This is a genomic window from uncultured Roseibium sp. (genome assembly GCF_947499295.1).
Taxonomy (GTDB): domain Bacteria; phylum Pseudomonadota; class Alphaproteobacteria; order Rhizobiales; family Stappiaceae; genus Roseibium.
On the sequence record NZ_CANMNP010000020.1, the window covers coordinates 83269 to 100853 of the forward strand.

At 54.9% G+C, this 17585-nt stretch carries 16 protein-coding genes; 9 read left to right on the forward strand and 7 right to left on the reverse strand.

Translation table 11 applies throughout. The annotated features are described in order from the left end of the window. Window positions 1–7 precede the first annotated feature (7 nt). The 3 genes from Q0835_RS25200 to Q0835_RS25210 all read left to right on the forward strand — a co-directional run bounded on the left by Q0835_RS25200 (window position 8) and on the right by Q0835_RS25210 (window position 4352). Window positions 8–325 (forward strand): hypothetical protein, encoded by a 318-nt coding sequence (locus Q0835_RS25200; protein WP_298965418.1) that lies wholly within the window; start codon window positions 8–10, stop codon window positions 323–325. 432 nt (window positions 326–757) lie between these two features. Next, entirely contained in the window at window positions 758–2347 is a 1590-nt protein-coding gene (locus tag Q0835_RS25205; protein WP_298818414.1) for a SulP family inorganic anion transporter, read from the forward strand. A gap of 190 nt (window positions 2348–2537) precedes the next feature. Beyond that, on the forward strand, window positions 2538–4352 hold the full coding sequence (locus tag Q0835_RS25210) for an adenylate/guanylate cyclase domain-containing protein (RefSeq protein ID WP_298965420.1): 1815 nt from the start codon (window positions 2538–2540) through the stop codon (window positions 4350–4352). A gap of 44 nt (window positions 4353–4396) precedes the next feature. Here the strand turns inward: Q0835_RS25210 and Q0835_RS25215 are convergent, their stop codons facing one another. The 3 genes from Q0835_RS25215 to Q0835_RS25225 all read right to left on the reverse strand — a co-directional run bounded on the left by Q0835_RS25215 (window position 4397) and on the right by Q0835_RS25225 (window position 9504). Continuing rightward, a complete protein-coding gene (locus Q0835_RS25215) occupies window positions 4397–4972 on the reverse strand; it encodes an MAPEG family protein (protein WP_298965423.1) in 576 nt (191 codons plus the stop codon). A 202-nt stretch (window positions 4973–5174) separates the two neighbouring features. Continuing rightward, complete coding sequence (locus tag Q0835_RS25220) at window positions 5175–7385, reverse strand: DNA/RNA non-specific endonuclease (protein ID WP_298965426.1); 2211 nt, start codon at window positions 7383–7385, stop codon at window positions 5175–5177. A 19-nt stretch (window positions 7386–7404) separates the two neighbouring features. Beyond that, complete coding sequence (locus Q0835_RS25225; protein WP_298965428.1) at window positions 7405–9504, reverse strand: C1 family peptidase; 2100 nt, start codon at window positions 9502–9504, stop codon at window positions 7405–7407. Between the two features lie 288 nt (window positions 9505–9792). Here Q0835_RS25225 and Q0835_RS25230 point away from each other — a divergent pair, with 288 nt between their 5' ends. Next, window positions 9793–10182 (forward strand): DM13 domain-containing protein, encoded by a 390-nt coding sequence (locus tag Q0835_RS25230; protein WP_298965431.1) that lies wholly within the window; start codon window positions 9793–9795, stop codon window positions 10180–10182. Between the two features lie 59 nt (window positions 10183–10241). Here Q0835_RS25230 and Q0835_RS25235 read toward each other — a convergent pair whose 3' ends face one another. Together Q0835_RS25235 and Q0835_RS25240 are read right to left on the reverse strand one after the other, a co-directional pair. After that, window positions 10242–10580: a hypothetical protein gene (locus Q0835_RS25235; RefSeq protein ID WP_298965434.1), complete on the reverse strand. Its 339-nt coding sequence runs from the start codon at window positions 10578–10580 to the stop codon at window positions 10242–10244. A 269-nt stretch (window positions 10581–10849) separates the two neighbouring features. After that, entirely contained in the window at window positions 10850–12235 is a 1386-nt protein-coding gene (locus tag Q0835_RS25240) for a homospermidine synthase (protein WP_298965526.1), read from the reverse strand. 73 nt (window positions 12236–12308) lie between these two features. Here Q0835_RS25240 and Q0835_RS25245 point away from each other — a divergent pair, with 73 nt between their 5' ends. Then, complete coding sequence (locus Q0835_RS25245) at window positions 12309–12575, forward strand: hypothetical protein (protein WP_298965438.1); 267 nt, start codon at window positions 12309–12311, stop codon at window positions 12573–12575. 210 nt (window positions 12576–12785) lie between these two features. Next, complete coding sequence (locus Q0835_RS25250) at window positions 12786–13370, forward strand: hypothetical protein (protein ID WP_298965441.1); 585 nt, start codon at window positions 12786–12788, stop codon at window positions 13368–13370. Window positions 13371–13568: 198 nt separating this feature from the next. Here the strand turns inward: Q0835_RS25250 and Q0835_RS25255 are convergent, their stop codons facing one another. Both Q0835_RS25255 and Q0835_RS25260 read right to left on the reverse strand, forming a co-directional pair. After that, window positions 13569–14699 carry a type III PLP-dependent enzyme gene (locus tag Q0835_RS25255; protein ID WP_298965444.1) on the reverse strand — a complete coding sequence of 377 codons (1131 nt, stop codon included), beginning with the start codon at window positions 14697–14699 and terminating at the stop codon, window positions 13569–13571. A 514-nt stretch (window positions 14700–15213) separates the two neighbouring features. Then, the gene (locus Q0835_RS25260; protein WP_298965446.1) at window positions 15214–16104 is read right to left on the reverse strand and encodes a LysR family transcriptional regulator; all 891 of its coding nucleotides are present in this window, start codon (window positions 16102–16104) and stop codon (window positions 15214–15216) included. Between the two features lie 103 nt (window positions 16105–16207). On the opposite strand from Q0835_RS25260, the gene Q0835_RS25265 reads away from it, so the two are divergent. The 3 genes from Q0835_RS25265 to Q0835_RS25275 all read left to right on the forward strand — a co-directional run bounded on the left by Q0835_RS25265 (window position 16208) and on the right by Q0835_RS25275 (window position 17557). Further along, window positions 16208–16498, forward strand: coding sequence for a putative quinol monooxygenase (locus Q0835_RS25265; RefSeq protein WP_298818388.1), 291 nt, complete (start codon window positions 16208–16210; stop codon window positions 16496–16498). A gap of 119 nt (window positions 16499–16617) precedes the next feature. Further along, window positions 16618–17172, forward strand: coding sequence for a thioredoxin family protein (locus Q0835_RS25270; RefSeq protein WP_298965448.1), 555 nt, complete (start codon window positions 16618–16620; stop codon window positions 17170–17172). A gap of 4 nt (window positions 17173–17176) precedes the next feature. Further along, window positions 17177–17557, forward strand: a complete 381-nt coding sequence (locus tag Q0835_RS25275; RefSeq protein WP_298965451.1) for a VOC family protein — start codon at window positions 17177–17179, stop codon at window positions 17555–17557. Window positions 17558–17585: the final 28 nt, after the last annotated feature.

A 17585-nucleotide genomic window follows, 5' to 3' on the forward strand; every position in this document is an offset into this window, starting at 1 on the left:
AGAAAAAGTGAATTCCTTGAAAACACTGCTGGCGATCATCCTGATCTTAGGTTCTGCGCAGGTCGTCTCCTCCCAGGAGGCCGGCGAAAGCGACTTCGTCTATGTGTCCGACCTGGCAACTGCGGGATATGAACCCTTCGCGGTCAGCAGTACCGCATCTGCCAGCTTCGGCATGAAAAAGGGAGCCACGATGTATCTTTGCTTTCTTGCCGACAACGACGCACGTTCTTTGAAGCGCCGCGAGGTCATCCGAAAGAGCTTCGAAGAAAAGGATGCGCCCAGAACGTTGCCAAACATTCCGGTTGTCTGCGTTCTTGCTCAATAGCGTCGAAAATTCAGAATCAGATCTGTTCTGGGTGCCTTTGCTCGCCTGAAGAATTGTCTACATCGCCGCGAACACCCCCGGTACAAATCCATTAGATGACATGAAGACCGGAAATCCCACATAAAGGTGTGACATGCCCGGCAGAAATCGAAAGTCTTTCAAAGACATTCCCGTTTAGTGATGACCAAGAATTAGTCGGTCTACGGAAGCACTTACCTCAGCAATGTCGGCCGGCAATTGGGGCAACAGAGCGTGAAGTCTTATGATCGGACCTTTCCATGGCTGGATAACTGCATGGCTGCTATCCCCACACAGCCTTGCTGCATTGCGGAAAATCGACTACAACGCCCTAAATTGATTTAGGTCAATAATCTTGCCGTACTCGGCCAAGTCAGACCTTCACCAGCAAACAAATACAAAGTGGAGCATGTCTTGTCCGCACGTGCCGAGGCCATTGCGCCTGTGAAATCGACAAAACTTGATGCCTCGCGCATCAAGACCGAACTGCTAGCAGGCCTGACCGTCGCGCTGGCTCTGGTTCCGGAAGCCGTTGCATTTGCCTTCGTTGCCGGCGTCAATCCGCTCGTCGGTCTTTACGCTGCTTTCTTCGTCGGATTGATCACGGCCTGCTTCGGCGGTCGTCCTGGCATGATCTCCGGTGCAACCGGTGCGCTTGCCGTCGTCATGGTCTCCTTGGTCGCCCAGCACGGTGTTGAATACCTGTTCGCCACTGTCGTGCTGATGGGCATCCTCCAATTGGGTGTCGGTCTGCTGAAATGGGGCAAATTCATCCGCATGGTACCGCACCCGGTGATGCTCGGATTTGTCAACGGACTGGCAATCGTGATTTTTCTGGCGCAGCTCGGGCAATTCAAGGTTCCGGATGGCGCTGGTGGTCTGACATGGATGACCGGCTCACAGCTCTACCTCATGCTTGGACTGATAGCGCTGACCATGGTCGTGATCTGGCTCTTGCCGAAAGTCACAACCGCGTTTCCAGCCCCCCTTGCCGGCATTCTGGTAGTCTCGGCACTGGTGCTTGGCTTTAATCTGGACACCCGCTCTGTTGGCGACCTTGCCTCCATTTCAGGCGGCCTGCCCGCGTTTCACATTCCGATGGTTCCGCTGACGCTGGAAACGCTGCAGATCATCCTGCCCTATGCCGTTATTCTGGCGGCGATTGGCCTGATTGAATCGTTGCTGACACTGAACCTTGTCGCTGACTTGACGAACACGAAAGGCGGCGCTTCCAAGGAATGTCTTGCCCAGGGTACAGCGAATGTCGTCACGGGTTTCTTCGGCGGCATGGGCGGTTGTGCCATGATCGGCCAGTCGATGATCAACGTGAAGTCCGGTGCGCGCACCCGCATTTCGGGCATTGCAGCAGCCCTCTTCCTGCTGTCATTCATCGTTGTCGCGTCTCAGCTGATTGAGCAAATTCCTGTCGCTGCCCTCGTAGGCGTAATGTTCATGGTCGTAATCGGAACATTTGCCTGGGCCAGCTTGAAGATCGTTCACAAGATTCCTCTGACAGACGCACTGGTGATGGTCATCGTGACCGGCGTAACGGTCTATGCCGACCTTGCGGTTGCCGTTGTCGTTGGCGTCATCATTTCAGCTCTCGCCTATGCCTGGAACGCGGCAAGCCGCATCAGTGCCCGCATCGGCAAGAGCAAGGAAGGATGGAAGGTCTATCGCCTGTCGGGTCCCCTCTTCTTTGGTTCCACGACCGGTTTTGTTGACCTGTTCAATCCGCAAAACGATCCCGACGATGTGGTTGTCGACTTTATCGACAGCCGTGTGGTTGACCATTCCGGCCTGGAAGCAATCGACGCGCTGGCATCGAAATATGAGGCTGTCGGCAAGCGCCTCCATCTCAGGCACCTGTCTCCGGATTGCCAGCGTCTGCTAGACAAGGCGGGCAACCTTGTTGAAGTCTCCGTCTTGGAAGATCCCGATTACGAGATTGCGGTTGATTACGGGCACACATTCGATGAACCCGAGCCGGCCAAAACAACCTGATGCTTTTGATGCATCAATCGACTTGAGTTTCAGACCCGCGGCACCATTCCGCGGGTCTTTTCTTTGCAATCCCGTTTTCACGCACCTGAGACCGCAACCCGGGCCGCATTTGATATTGGCTGACTGATCGCGTTCACTTGTCGTCGTCAATCTGCGAAAAGACAATGAAAGCAGGGATTCGGGGCAAACAGTGTCGCAGCGTAGAAAACTTTTCATCACACCGACTTTGGCGACCGTGATCGGCTCATTCGTTCTGGTGACTGCGGCTGCCATCTTGATTATCCAGGCCACAACGTCCTCGAAAGTTGTGCGACAACTTGGTGGTGAGCTTGTCGACATTGGCATGGATTCAGCCGAGCTCGCCTTTGTCGAGCAGCTTTATGCCGTGACCTTGACAGCCGAGTATTCAAGGGTCTCGGCAGAGCGAAACGAACTTTCCTTTGACAAACCCGAATTGCCGATCGTCTACCTCTACGGTGCGCTTGCGCCGCTGGAACAGGTCTCGTTCATGGTTCTGGTCGATCCCACGGGAAAAGGGGTTGATGTCGACAGAGGCGATGCTGACGGCACGCTGCTAGGCGGTGAAGTCGATCTTGCTGCAGAGATCCCCATTCTCATGCCCATGATCGAGCGCGCGGCGAAGCAAACGGAGGCTTTCTGGAGCGAAGCAGTCTACATGCCGAACCGGGAGCACACCTATTTCGTGTTCACCCAGCCGCTTTACAAGGAAAGACGCCACATTGGCACGATGCTCATTGGCACTTCGCTGGAAAGAATTTCCGAGATTGCCTGGCATATTTCAACCGACGACATCACGGTTTTCCTATTGAGAGAAAACACACACGAGGTCATCGCGCATCCTGACTTGCACAAGAAATTTGATGACCTCAGCGCAGGAACGCCACTCCTCCATGTCAAACACGTTCCGGATGATTTCCTGAAACACTTTGAGGAGATGCCGAAGCTGAACAACGCCTCGTTCGATATCGCCGATGACCTGGATCTTCATGTTGGCTACGACGATGAAGGCATCAAACGCTTCGTCATCATCGAAAATAAGAACGACAATCTCCAAGGGCTTCCCGTGCGTATCGGCGTGCACTTCCCTGCCCAGTTTCTCGATCAACCGCTACACCAGCTGGTAACCGCCGTCGCGGTTGGCACTGGTCTGCTAATGCTTTCATTGCTGGGTGCAGTCCTGCTGGCCAAACGCATCGCGCTTCCCATGCGGCGCGCATCCGGCGCAGCGAAGGACGTTGCCAATCTCGACTTGAATGCGGTTGAACCATTGCCCGCCAGTGTCATCAAGGAACTGGATGACCTGTCAAAAGGCTTCAACGCAATGGTCGGTGGGTTGAAGGCCTTCAATCGCTATGTTCCCAAGACGCTGGTGCGCAAACTCTTGAGCGAGGGCCGGGCGGAAGCGCCACCGGAGGAACGTGAGCTTGCGGTATTGTTTACTGACATTGCGGGTTTCACGTCTGCCTCAGAGGGCATGTCAGCCAGTGAAACGGCAGAATTCGTCAATCATCACCTGTCACTTCTCGGCGAGGAAATCACCCGGCAGGATGGTACGATCGACAAGTATATCGGCGACAGTGTCATGGCGTTCTGGGGAGCGCCGGAACGGTTGGATAATCCTGCCGAACCGGCTGCACGCGCGGCTCTCGGCATGGTCGGCGCCATTCGCAAAGACAATGAAGCCCGTGCAATGCGGGGCGAACAACCGGTTCGTGTACGTATTGGTCTGCATCTCGGGCCGCTGGTGGTCGGCGATATCGGGGCATCCGAACGCGTCAACTATACGGTTATTGGAGACACTGTGAACGCTGCCTCGCGATTGGAAAGCCTGGGCAAGGAAATCGATCCCTTGGCGGATGTGATCATCCTTGCTTCTGAAGAAATCACAAAAAGACTTGGTGATGAGGTCGCTCTGGAGCCCATCGGCTCCCGCAAGATAAAGGGAAGATCGGAACCCCTTGTCGTGGTGCGCCTGCTGGCATAGCAGCGCCCTGCCCTCATCCAACACGACTTCAGGCGGAATGGCGTTCAGAAAGTCATCATCATTGCGGTCATCAGGTAAGTTGCCAGACCGTAGAGGCTCAAGAGACTGACACTCATGAAGAGCCCCCTCAGACCGTCTCGACCAGCCAGATAACACCAGCTGTGGCCACAGCGCCCCACAGCAAAACCAGCGACCCAGACCCAACAGGCCGCAAGCGGCGGTGACACCAGGCTGAAAATCGCTGCCAAAAGAACAAAATAGACCGAATTTTCCGTAGCGTTGCGATGCGCATTGTGATGACGTTCGAGCTCCTGCCAACCAATTTGCGGAACCTGTTCGGGCGCGTTGGCGCTCGCCTCCCATTCTTCGGGCGTTGCATGCAGTCCAAATCGAACTCTGGTCAGCTCGGTCGCTGTCATCAACCAAGTATGATTGGCAAGGAGTAGCGCTGCACACACAATGAACGCAGTCAGCACCCCGGCGGACGGCAGCCCGATTTCAGCAGGCTGAACACCGAATGCAAACAGGTTCAGAACGAATGCGAAAAATATGAGGGCGAACGGATACCCCAGTATGAACATTCGAGCACGCTGTTTACGCGCTTCGGACACACCACTCATCTGAATTTCGCCCCTATCGACCGCAGCCGGCACATCGCCTGTCAAAATGCCGAAGAAAACCTGACTTAGGCACTAACCATGCCCGCGTCCAGTCACAGGCACGGTTTCAATTGAGCTTGCCGTGTAAAAGTCGATGGGTGCCCGTTTTCTAAAGATACTGAACGCCCGTGAGGCTCGAAATCAAGTCTGGATGCGATCATGGTCAGCCAATTCCGGCATCTGCGCAAACCGCTTCACCTGCCCCGGTCCCAGCCTGATCGGCGGCGTGAAGAACCTTGTCGAACTTGACGATGGCAAGGATCTTTTCCAGATCTTTCAACGAAATCAGACGGGCTTTCCATTTCTGGGTAAGCTGGAATTCGAACGCAACATCACTCAAGTCCTGCTCAAGCTGAAAAGCAAAGGCCTGAAGTTCTCCGTCCGCATTGGCGACCGCAACCTTCCAGTAGGACTGCGGGATGCGGACCTTCGTGACACCATCATCATCTACACCGGTGAAAATCGGGTCTTCGGCCTTGAGAACGGGCCCCGCCAACACACAGAGCTTTTCGGTCTTTGCCTGCTTGAAGATGTGATTTTCAAGTTGACCCCATTCACCACCTTCCCGGGATCTGTTGAACCCCTTGACCTGCGGCGTGCAGTTCGTGGAGTGGAACGTGTCTCCGTTTGCGAGTTGAACCTCCTCGTATGTCCGTCCCCACACCACCGCGTTGCGCCGGACCACATGGCCTTTGTCAAACGCTTTCCGGTCTTTGTTAAAGAACCTGTCCGGCAGTTGATGGTCACCGGGTATCCTCGGGTCGGCAAACCACTTCTCGCGATCATTGTCGGACGTGAAGCCGTTTAGGGCCTTCCGATTGTATTTGCGTCCAGGTTCGGGTTTCAGGCTGGATTTACGCGTGTCGACATTGGCCGCGGTGACAAGTGGCATACGTCGAAGTTTGTCCATAATTATCGAAAAATGATAATACTTCAGAAGGTTAGACCCATCGTCAAGTTTTGAAACCCGGTCCATATCGGTCACCTTTGGCACGGGAACATCAAGACCGATGAAGGACGGGTCATAGCCTGGACGGTTGGTATAGTCGTCATCATGCTTGGGTTCGACCATGCGTTCGATGGCCGGAGCCACCAGCGGCGGCCCGGCAGATATTGCAGCAGAAGTTTGCGCGCCGACCAAAGATGCAGCTCCTATCTGAACGTCTATCGTGATCGGGATGGTCCAACGGCTCGAGCCGCCGGGCCCTGCGGTCTGAACGGGTGTCTGGATTGTACCACCGCCACTGTCCAGTGACGGAGCTACCGAAGCGCTTTCGGCAATCCCATCTGCCTGCCTCCAATCTGACGACCACGGATTGGGGTCTTCGATGTTGCTGAGCGCATCTTCCCCAAATTCAAGACCCGCACCCACAACCTTGTCATCACGAGACAGTTCATAGGTTGGAACCGCAAAGTTCGCGTCCTTGTATCGTCCGGCAAAATGGAGCGCGACAATGTCGCCAGTGATGACATCCATGACGAGACTGCCAGATGCGCCACCGAGCGAACTTGCGTCATGCGTAACGCTATTGACCTGATCACCGTAACTGAGGATTTCCCGGCGGCTTTTCAAAAAACCGGGCAGCAGTCTTTTGACGTCGTAAATGCCCTTGAAGACACGGTTCTGAACCGCTGCATCGTTGCGCGGATCAAACGCCGGGTAGCCGACCAGAGAAATCTCTCGGCCTTCAAGGTCCTCCGGTTCCTGCATGGACAAAAGCAATGGGTCGACACCTTCCGGGGACCCTTCCAGCTGCAACAATGCCATATCCCAGTGCGGGTGGATCATTCGTATACCGATTACTTTCGCAAACGCACTCTCAGCAGATCCCGCTTCCTGCTTGTAATCGATCCCTGCAGTCTGACCTGGCCGGAAAGCCAAACCTTTTTCACCTAGTCCCGTTGCAAATAGCTCGGCTACATGGCGGTTGGTCATGATCAGATCATCTGCGACCAGAAAGCCTGTGCCGCCATACGGCAGATAGGGATGGTCCGGGAGTTCAATCCGTCCAGCAGCCGGCAAGGTCTTAAGAATATTTCGCCGGATGGTCTCATTCGTATTGAAATGCAGCCAGTCCTTGTGCTGGACGTTATAGGCCCCATTGGTCACAACAATTGCCGGACGTTTGTCGGGTACGATAATCGCTTCAATCAGGAAAGCTTCTTCTCGGTCGAGGTCTTGACCGCGGGCCAGTTTTTCAACGGCCGCATGAGCTTTTGCCCGCTCGTCATCGGCCCCGGCCGGGCCTTCGTCCATGCCACCGCCCATGCGCAGCGTCTCTTCGGGCTGGTCGGCCAATTCAGCAAGATCACCGCTTGAAAGCAGTGTTTCGAGATAATTCTTTAGGTCGGGCTTTTCCTTTGAAACAGGCATGTCGAGCTCTCCCTTTGCTCTAAAATGAATGGGTGGCCAAATCTTTGATGATAACTTTGGGCTCAGCGCCGAGAATGCGCCTCAGCATCTCTGTGTTTATTGTTGTGTCGTTGTCGAATGATCCGTGACGCACCGGGATTTCAGCGAGCCCGTTCGTGGTTTCGCGGTGCTCAAGAACACTGAAGGAGGCATTGATGCGCTTTAGTTGCGCAACCCAGTCCTCAGCGGACTTCCTGGTAACCCCTGCAAAAATGTCCTTCTCGAAGGCTTCCTTGAACTTGTCCTTCAAGGCCCATTCCAGACCCAGCAGCGGAGTCTTGTGGTCATCCTCGAGCGCCCGGCTGACCAGATAGAGAATAGATTTGCCGTAAAGCTGTTCCTTGCCGACGAAATCAGCCCTCTCCAACTCGTCATTCAAGAGATCGACATGGAGGCCACCATCCGCAATGACGTGTTTCTCGGTGTTGTGCCCATAGTAACGACCGGCAAAAGCAATGGTGCATGCTGGTGCCCAAAGCGTCACTGTCTTCACAGGCGGCTTTTTCTTGTCACCAAGTTTTCGCTGCCTGAGGTCTTCCAGGAAGTGTCCAAGCCAGATGGATCCGGCAGAGTGTCCGACCATATGCATCTCAAGGTCTGGAAAATCGTTCAAAAGAGTGCGCACATGTCTACTGACCTGGCGGATCGCGCCTTCGCCGAGTGCAGCCGAAGCTGCATTCTGCTTCATCTGGCCCCAGACCGCACGGCCCACCAATTGGCGGGCGGCGAGCTCGAATGTCCTGTCCCGCTTCTCCTTCAAGACATCGAACAGCCCCTCACTCCCTGCACGCCCCGGCCCCTCTGACAGGTCTGTGGCAAAACGCCTGAAATGATCTTCCCCGATAAATTTCAGGCTCTCCGCCAATCCCGTTTTCCAGACGAAGAACACAGGTGCAATTCCGTTGGCTTCAAAACAGGGGCCAAGCTTTTGCGCGTGCTTAACCGCTCTGTCTTCCCCGGTCAGGCCGCCGTGCGCAAAAAAGACGAGTTTGCGTACCTGCTTGTCTTCTAGCAACTGCCGAACGTTTTTAAACACGACGGCAAGTCCGTCATGTGCATCGGCTGCTTCCGGTAACCGGCGCAACAGCCGTCCGTCATTGCCGCTCACAACCGAGTGACGATAGGTCTTTGCCTCACTCCATCTTTGGACCGCCTCCAGGCCGGACCCGGCTGACGTACCGATTGCTTGCTCAGACACTGGGAGGTTGGCAAGTGGGGCACTGGGTTTGACGACGGCGACCTGATCGACCTCAACAGGGGCGCCGACGACCGCGACCCAGGCATCGAAGCCGTTGTCCACCCAATCCTTGTAAGGCAGCAGTCCAAAACCCTTGTAACCCCAGTCCGGTCCCCAGGAATTCTGCACGATAAAGCCATAGCGGTTATAGCCAACCAGTGCGAAGGCGTGCCCCCCTGTTGTCTTGTCACTGGTTCGTTGAATGACCGCCTTCTGCAGCGACGCGCACGTCTTGAGGCTCCAGCCGTCATGTACTTTGGCAGAAGCATAGATTGCATGCGTTTCAACGATCGCGGCCTGCATGTCGGCTATAGAACGTGAATCCACGCGGTAATAGGCACCCAGCGGGCGTTCGATCGCGTCAATTTCCCAGCCCGCCTTGGGCGGCACAAACTTGCTGTCGTCATAGGGAAACAGGTCTTTCCGGCAGACACCATGTTTGTGCCAGCCTTTCATGGCCCCCCGGCAACTTGATCCGCTGTAGTCCTCGCCGTCCCACTCATCATAGAGTTTGGCATTGTTGTAGAGCATGCGCTCGCTCACAAGGTGAGGCTTTTCAGCGGCTCTGCCGCGCTCGGTTTCCTCTAAGTAACGTTCCCAAAAGACATAGTTGATGACAGCCGCCAGGCCAAAGCCTGTGCACGCCCCTTCTGAGCCCTGGTTCAATATGTATCCGTCTTCGAGAAATCTCGGCAGAAACTGCTCCGCCAGCTCTTCCGGCGGATACTGTGGCGGCAGGAACGTCAAAGGCGGGCGATAGGGACGATCCCTGAAATCAACCCGGTCGGGTCTTACATCGAGGCCACGAAGTGTTCCAGAAAATGAATGCTTGACCGATGCCATTACCGATCACCTAAAGTAGTGTAAAAACAAATAAGCTACTTGAAGAGACTAGATCACTTCAAAGACAATCAGCAACCTTTGATAAATAAAATTTCAAAATACAACCTATTACGCAACGTCAGGTAGGTCTGCATTCTCAGCCATATCACCTGATCCTCGCCCTGATGTGACGTTGGTTGACCACGCAGGGCCTTCAATCGAAATGCCTCAAGCGCCACCTCATCAAGCAGCGGCGGGAACCTTCATCTGCGCCGATAAAACTCGTCTTGATGAAAAGGAACACGTCTCATGTTGAACCGTCGGCACTTCTTGTCACTGTCTGCCGGGATGGCGGTAGCCACGGCCACCGCGTCTCTTCCCGCTCTTGCGCAGGATCGCGCCAGATCCGGGCGCTTCAAGGGAAAAAGCCGTCATGTGACGACGGGGCATGCGGAGCTGTCCGGCAGCCGCGTCGTCTTGCAGAGAGATTTCACCTTTGATGGTGCCCCGGACGCCCGCATAGGACTTGGACGGAACGGGCGATACGATCCAAACACGGATCTCGGAGCCTTGAAGAAGTTAAAAGGCCAACAGTCCTACCGTTTGCGCGGTGGTATCGATGTCTCGAAATACAACGAAGTCTATGTATGGTGTCGCAAATTCGAGGTCCCGCTCGGTGTTGCGAAACTTGGCGGTTAAAGGCGCTCTGCGGAAGTGCTTCCCTATTCACAGGGGACACTTCCGCAAAAAGCCTGATCTTAGCGGCCCCAGTCCTTCGAAGCTGGTACCGGCACGGAAGCGTTGCGACTGAAAACAGCAAAGACTGCCTGTGCTGCGAGTACAGCCGCAACAACTGAAGCCAGACCAATTCCAAGGTCAACATATTCAGAAAACGGCAATCGGAAAGCAAAGTCGAATATCTCGATGAAGCTTGCCGTGAAGGCAATGAAAAGACCGCCTGCAATCAGAAGCACACCGCCGTCTCCAGAACGGTTTTCCGACTGAAAAGACTTCGACGCCAGGAAATAGCCAAGAACGACTGCTGAGAAGATGACTGTCGTCAACAACAAAATCCCCAAGGTGACGTACATACTCATGGCCCAACCTTTCAATGTTTTGTTGGTGCCGTTCTTTCCGCATACTTCGAGTTGGAAATCCCGACAGAAAAGATCGCATGGCATCAGAAAAGATCGATCTGCGCCGCGCGGCAGTTGGGAACCAATTGTGGCGATTTCTGGTTTGGAGGAGTTAATTGGTTTGCCGCAAATCATTAAATTTACGAAAGAAATCTGAATTTCCCCCAGCCTCTACAGGCGGACGAGGCTCCTGTGCTCGACAGGAACCCCGTAGTCCAGCCCGAGAACTTCTAGCGAACCAGAATGTTGCGAAACTGCCAGGGGTCATTCGGGTCGATATCTTCGGGAAAGAAACCCGGCCTGTTATCGAGCGGCGTCCAGTCGGTGTAGTATCCCTTGACCGGACCAAGGTAGGGAAGCTGGATCGCAAGGCAGCGTTTGTAGTCCATCTCGTCGGTTTCAACGATACCAGCATGCGGATTTTCCAGAGCCCAGACCATCCCGGCAATCACGGCCGACGTCACCTGCAAACCAGTGGCATTCTGATAAGGTGCCAGATTGCGCGTTTGCTCTACCGACAGCTGGGAACCGTACCAATAAGCGTTCTTCTTGTGCCCATAGAGCAAAACGCCAAGCTCATCGATCCCGTCCTGAAGTTCGTTTTCCTCTAGGACATGCAATTTGTCCTGGATCTTGCCGGCGGCGCCAAAAAGCTCATGAAGCGACAACACTGCGTCATTTGCTGGGTGGTAAGCGTAGTGACAGGTCGGCCGGTAGCTGACCCTTTTGCCATTCTCCAGCGTGAAATAGTCGGCGATTGAAATGGCTTCGTTGTGGGTTACCAGATAGCCGAACTGAGCTCCGGGTGTTGGACACCAGGTTCTGACCCTCGTATTGGCACCTGGCTGCTCCAGATAGATAGCTGCATTGCAGCCCTTCCTATGGCTTTTGGCGTTTTTAGGCTTCCAGGTCTCGTGCGTTCCCCACCCGAGTTCGGCCGGTTGAAACCCTTCTGACAGAAACCCCTCTACAGACCAGGTGTTCCAGAATGTATTTGCAGGCTTCGGTTCCTTGGCACGTTGTGTGTCGCGTTCAGCAATGTGGATGCCTTTGACCCCGGTCTTTTTCATCAATTTCGCCCAGTCTTTCTTTGACTTGGGCTCCTTGAATTTGACACCGGTTTCAGTTGCTACATCGACAATAGCCTTTTTGACGAACCAGGACACCATCCCCGGGTTTGCACCACAGCAGGAAACGGCGGTCGTTCCACCAGGTTTCTTCTTCTTTTCCCGGCGCACAGTTTCGCGCAGGGCATAATTGGTGCGATCGGCTGCCGTTGCCGTGTCGTCGAAGTAAAACCCGGGCCACGGCTCGACCACTGTATCGATATAGAGCACTCCAAGCTTGCGGCACAGCTTCATCAGGTCGAGCGATGACGTATCAACGGACAGATTGACTACAAAGCCCTGTCCCTCGCCTTCGCTCAGCAGCGGTGTGAGAACGTCTTTGTAGTTCTTTGGCGTCAAAGCCGTTTTCTGAAATTTGTAGCCACGATCTGTCACCAGTTTGGCGTCTGTGTCCACCGGGTCAATCACAGTGAACCGGTTCTTATCGAAATTGAAATGCCGCTCGATCAATGGCAGGGTCCCCTTACCGATCGATCCCAACCCAATCATCACCACGGGACCTGAAATAGTTCCATGCACCGGCCAGCTCTTGGCGGTTGCAGCCGGCCGAGGGGCGACTTTTTTGGCGACAGTCTTTCGTGGTGCGGCTGATTTGGCGGCCGACTTGCTTGCGCTCGCCTTCTTTGCAGTGACCGGTTTTGCCGAGGCTGGCTTGGTGCTTGCCGGCTTTGCAGCAGCGGGTCTGGAGCTGGAAGGCTTGGCTGTCGTCGGCTTGGCTGTCGTCGGCTTGGCTGTCGTCGGCTTGGTCGCCGCTGGCTTTACGCTGACTGGTTTGGCCGTTTTTGAAATCGCAGTTGCCGCCTTTGTTGCTGCAGGTCTAGCGGTTTGAGGCTTTGCGGCAGCTGCCACTTTTGCAACGCTCTGCTTTGTCGCTGCAGGTTTTGACCTACTGGTTACCTTTGGCGAACCGGCTCGCGCTTTTGTGGCCCTGTTTGCTGTTGCAGCCTTTGTCGCGGCTGGCTTGGCCGCCGCACGCTTGGTTGCCGCGGTATTGGCCGCCGCAGTCTTTTTCTGAACACCTGACGTTCCAGCACCTGCTTTGGCCCGCGCAGGCTGCCGTGCAGCAGTCGTCCCAGAGGCGTTTGCCCGTTTTGATGAAGCTTCGGTCGCTGCTGCCTTTGGTGCTGCCGGCTTTCGGCTGGCTCCAGTTTTGGATGCGTTGGTTTTGGAACCGGCTGCCTTTGTTTCAGAGGCTTTGGCGGCCGTCGGTTTCGGTGCTGCTGCGGCTTTCCTGGCTGCTGCTGGCTTCGCGGCCGCCGTCTTCACACCGGCGGCTTTGGAAGACGGCGTCTTTGCGGCCGCAGTTGGCTTTGGGGAAGCCTGTTTGGCAGGTTGCTTTGCTGCTGCAGGCTTCGCGGTTTGCTTGGTATTGGATGATTTGGCTGCAGCAGGTTTGCGCGCAGGAGATTTATTTGTTGCCGCCTTGTCGACAGCTGTTTTGGTTGACCGTGCTTTTGCTGCGGTCGTGCGTCGTGCAGCAGGTTTGGCGGCAGCTTTTGTCGTCCGGCTCTTCGGGGCGCCGCCTTTGGTATCATCGGTCATTCTCAAAACTCCAAATCTCTTCGTTTCGTCTCAGCGTTGTGTCAGCAACATCAGACGAGAACGTGGCATGAAAGCGCACTGATTGCACTTTTCTCAGGACTTGACGGTTTTTCCCTGAAATTTCAAGTCTGAAACGCCAATTATTAGGCAAACACAGTTCGCGCCGGCCGTCTTGGATCACGAGATTACGGGCAACACATACTTGAAAGGAACCAGCCCGGCCTGCTCTTGCACTAGAAGAACAGACCGTGCTGATGAAGAAACACGATAGCGCAGTCAGTCAGATAACAAAGGACGCAAGCGGCGCGAAACCGTTAAAACCAACCGAAGAGTACGTCGTGGTATAGGCCCCGCACGCTTCGATCAGAACCTTGTCGCCAATGCATAGGCTGACCGGCAGCTCATAGGGATCTTTTTCATAGAGAACATCAACGCTGTCGCAAGTGGGACCGGCAAGGACGCAAGGCGTGGTCCGGTCTCCGTCATGCGGTGTCCGGATCGGATATCGGATGGCCTCGTCCATAGTCTCAGCCAGACCGTGGAACTTGCCAATGTCCAAATAAACCCAGCGGGTTTCATCTTGTGCTGATTTACGCGAAATCAGAACGACTTCAGCCTCGATCATGCCGGCATTGCCGACCATGCCCCTGCCCGGTTCTATGATTGTCGAAGGCAGACGGTTGCCGAAGTGCTTCGTCAGCGCATGGAAAATGGCGTCGCCATAGCTTGGGACACCGGGAACATCCTTCAGGTAACGGGTAGGAAATCCGCCACCCATGTTGACCATCTTTAGCTCGACACCGCGATGCGCCATTTCCCGGAAGACTTTCGCCGCCATGGCAAGAGCGAAATCCCAAGCGTTGAGGTTCGCTTGCTGGGAACCGACGTGGAAGGAGACACCATGGGCCTGAAGACCCCGCCTGTGTGCATGTTCAAGCACGTCGGGCGCCATCTCCGGGTCGCAACCGAACTTGCGGGACAATGGCCACTCGGCTCCCTCTCCGTCGCACAGGACCCGGCAGAAAACTTTGGAGCCTGGGGCAACGCGGGCAATTTTTTCCACTTCTTCGACGCAGTCGACAGCGAAGAGCCGGACACCGTGTTGGTAAGCGCGCGCAATGTCCTTCTCCTTCTTGATGGTGTTGCCGTAAGAAATACGCTCGGATGCAGCACCTGTTGCCAGAACCATTTCGATCTCGCCGACCGAAGCACAGTCGAAGGACGATCCGAGGCTTTCCAGCAATGACAGGATTTCCGGTGCAGGGTTTGCCTTGACCGCGTAATAGACGGACGTGTCGGGCAAAGATTTGGCAAAGGCCTGGAAGTTTTCGCGCACAACATCCAGGTCAACAACCACACAAGGGCCGTCTTGGTCGCGTCGTCGCAGAAATTCGCGGATTCGCTCGCTCATTTGGGGGGCTCCCCTTTCAATCAAGGCTGCGGATACGCGCGATCTTTCAGCGCTCCGCAGGTTCACGTCGCAGGGTGCTGCGTGACGCACCGGGCCTCCTCCGGGATGGAACCGGAGGCCGGGTTGGACGCAGCGACGGTTGGGCAGCGCAACTGGAAACAGTGCAATGCTTTCCCGCGTCGGGAATGCCGTTGATTGGATCGGGAATACCGAGCCGCACGTCGGGCAATGATGTAACAAGTGCCTCTTCAGTGACACCGGAGATTGGAAACCCCGGCCGAGACCAAAAAAGCCCTCTTACGTCGTTGCTTTAAGCCGTCCGGATCTTGTCTGCCCCGCCCCTTGGCGGTTTTCCTGGCAGTGACCCCTTAAGAGATGTCCTGTTTCAGCATCCCATGAACGGCCTCGGGCACGTGCGAATTTGGGCGAGGCGTGTATGCGCCCGTTTGCTTTTCAGCGCAAGCAGAAATTTGAAATTCAGTGAAAAAGATCGAGTTGCTAAGTCACCCTCGTCCTATTCAAATGCCTTGAAACTTGTTGCAAGGTACTCGGCAAAGACTTTCACTCGGTGTGATTGCGAACGCCCGGGTGGAAAGAGCATCTGAAGCGGCTGTTTTGGTGTTTCGTGTTCCTGCAAAAGCCTCACAAGCCTGCCGGATCGGATGTCACTCGTGACGTCAAATTCAGACTTCAGCATAATGCCGCGGCCTTCCAGGCCCCATTGGCGCACGAGGGCACCATCATTGGCAGTCAGCGAGCCGTCAACACGCACCGATTGCTTTTCATCCCCTGAGATGAATTTCCAGACATTGTCTATCGATTGACCGAAACGCATGAGGATGCATGTGTGCTGTCGCAGATCGCTTGGTTTTAACGGCGCCCCTCTTCTTTCGACATAGGACGGTGACGCGCATACCAGCCTCGGCCTTGCCGGAAGTGCACGGACGCGCAAAGTGCTGTCCCCGATTTCGCCGAACCGGACAGCCAGATCAATGCCGAGACCGACAATATCGGCATATCCGTCTGAAAGATGCAGATCGATGGAGATGCCGGGATGTTCGGCCTGAAATGCCGCAATGGCTTCTGAAACGAGTGTCCGGCCAAGGTCGAGCGGCGCACTTAGACGGATAAGACCGGAAAGGTTTTGAGCTCCCAGTCTAATACGGCCATCAAGATCGGCTGCCTCGTCCAGCAGCTGGCGCGCACCAAGCATGAGTGTGCGGCCTTCTTCGGTCAGGCTCAAAGAACGGGTTGTCCTGTTAAGCAGAGCGACGCCATAGTGCGTTTCCAGCGCTGAAAGACGTTCCGATACTGTCGTCGGCGACAAGCCTGTTTGCCTTGCCGCGGCAGCCAGGCTGCCATTCTCAACGATTTTCACGAACAGGGCGATGTTATCAAGCAGCATTACTCGGCATTTCCGGATTATGAAATCGAAAAATGCCTCTTTATCCGTGAATGTCAAGTGAATAGGTTAGCGGCACTGACGAACACCAAACAGGAGATCAAACATGTCCCGACTGACAATTGTCGCCAATATCAAGGCTAACCCGGATCAAATTGACCTGGTGAAAGCCGAGTTGCTGAAACTGATCGAAATTACGCGCGCTGAAACCGGCTGCATCAACTACGACCTGCATCAGGACAACGAAAATCCCGCACATTTTCTCTTTTACGAGAACTGGGAAAGCCGTGAGCTGTGGCAGACACATATGAATGCGCCGCATCTTGCTGCGTATTTGAAGGCCACAGAAGGTGCCGTTGCCGATTTCACCCTCAACGAAATGACCCTGATCGACTAAAGCCAGCCGACATGTTGTGCGGGGCTTGGCAGGCACGCTACGGCCAATCCCCGCACCGGCAAAGGTATCTTCACCTGAAAAATTCTGTGCTATGTACCTGCGGTCTAATGGAGGACTTCATGGCTGCGCTTTCTCCCCCGGTTTGCGACTTCAATTGGCCCGCCCCGGCATTCAAATTGCCGGGCACTGATGGCAAGACATATGAACTCAACGACCTCAAGGATGAAAACGGCACCTTGGTCATGTTCATTTGCAACCATTGCCCTTTCGTACTTGCGATCCTCGACAAGATCGTGCGCGATGCCCAGGATTTGAAGGCAATGGGCATTGGCGTTGCTGCAATCTGCTCAAACGACCCGGTCGCCTATCCGCAAGACAATTTCGCCAACATGAAAAGGCTCGCGGAAACACGGGGCTTTCCGTTTCCGTATCTGCACGACGAAAGCCAATCCGTAGCGCAGGCTTATGGCGCGGTTTGCACTCCTGATTTTTTCGGCTTCGACAAAAACCTTGGGCTGCAATATCGCGGCCGTTTGGACGCAACGCGCATGAATGTCGTGGGCATTGACATGCGCCGAGACCTTTTTGAAGCGATGAAACAAGTCGCAGAGACCGGAAACGGTCCGCTTGAGCAGATCCCCTCGATTGGTTGCTCCATCAAATGGAAACATTGACGCCATGCAGATTGAAAAGCTCGACCACGTCAACTTGAGAACGAAGCAGCTCCAGACCATGGTTGTCTGGTACGAAAGCGTTCTTGGTCTGATGTCCGGTCCCCGGCCCGATTTCCCCTTCGCAGGAGCCTGGCTTTATGCGGGCGAACAGGCGGTGGTCCACCTTGTCGAAATTGAGGGCGATCATGCAGTTGGCTCTGAAAAAGAGCTGAGACTGGAGCATTTCGCATTTACCGCGACAGGTCTTGAAGAATTCGAACATCGCCTGCAGCACAGTGGTGAAGAATACCGCCGCTCCGGGCCACCTGGCCTTGATCTTGTCGCCTTCAATCTCTGGGACCCGGATGGCAACCACATTCACGTGGACTTTGTCTCCAACGGTTGAACCATCCGAGCATTTCTCAAGGTTTCAG

Excerpts from the sequence above, each read along its gene's own strand:
- Q0835_RS25215 (WP_298965423.1), bottom strand. The coding sequence starts at position 4,972 with ATGAGTGGTGTGTCCGAAGCGCGTAAACAGCGTGCTCGAATGTTCATA.
- Q0835_RS25220 (WP_298965426.1), bottom strand. The coding sequence starts at position 7,385 with ATGCCTGTTTCAAAGGAAAAGCCCGACCTAAAGAATTATCTCGAAACA.
- Q0835_RS25225 (WP_298965428.1), bottom strand. The coding sequence starts at position 9,504 with ATGGCATCGGTCAAGCATTCATTTTCTGGAACACTTCGTGGCCTCGAT.
- Q0835_RS25230 (WP_298965431.1), top strand. The coding sequence starts at position 9,793 with ATGTTGAACCGTCGGCACTTCTTGTCACTGTCTGCCGGGATGGCGGTA.
- Q0835_RS25235 (WP_298965434.1), bottom strand. The coding sequence starts at position 10,580 with ATGAGTATGTACGTCACCTTGGGGATTTTGTTGTTGACGACAGTCATC.
- Q0835_RS25240 (WP_298965526.1), bottom strand. The coding sequence starts at position 12,235 with ATGATTGGGTTGGGATCGATCGGTAAGGGGACCCTGCCATTGATCGAG.
- Q0835_RS25255 (WP_298965444.1), bottom strand. The coding sequence starts at position 14,699 with ATGAGCGAGCGAATCCGCGAATTTCTGCGACGACGCGACCAAGACGGC.
- Q0835_RS25260 (WP_298965446.1), bottom strand. The coding sequence starts at position 16,104 with ATGCTGCTTGATAACATCGCCCTGTTCGTGAAAATCGTTGAGAATGGC.
- Q0835_RS25265 (WP_298818388.1), top strand. The coding sequence starts at position 16,208 with ATGTCCCGACTGACAATTGTCGCCAATATCAAGGCTAACCCGGATCAA.
- Q0835_RS25270 (WP_298965448.1), top strand. The coding sequence starts at position 16,618 with ATGGCTGCGCTTTCTCCCCCGGTTTGCGACTTCAATTGGCCCGCCCCG.
- Q0835_RS25275 (WP_298965451.1), top strand. The coding sequence starts at position 17,177 with ATGCAGATTGAAAAGCTCGACCACGTCAACTTGAGAACGAAGCAGCTC.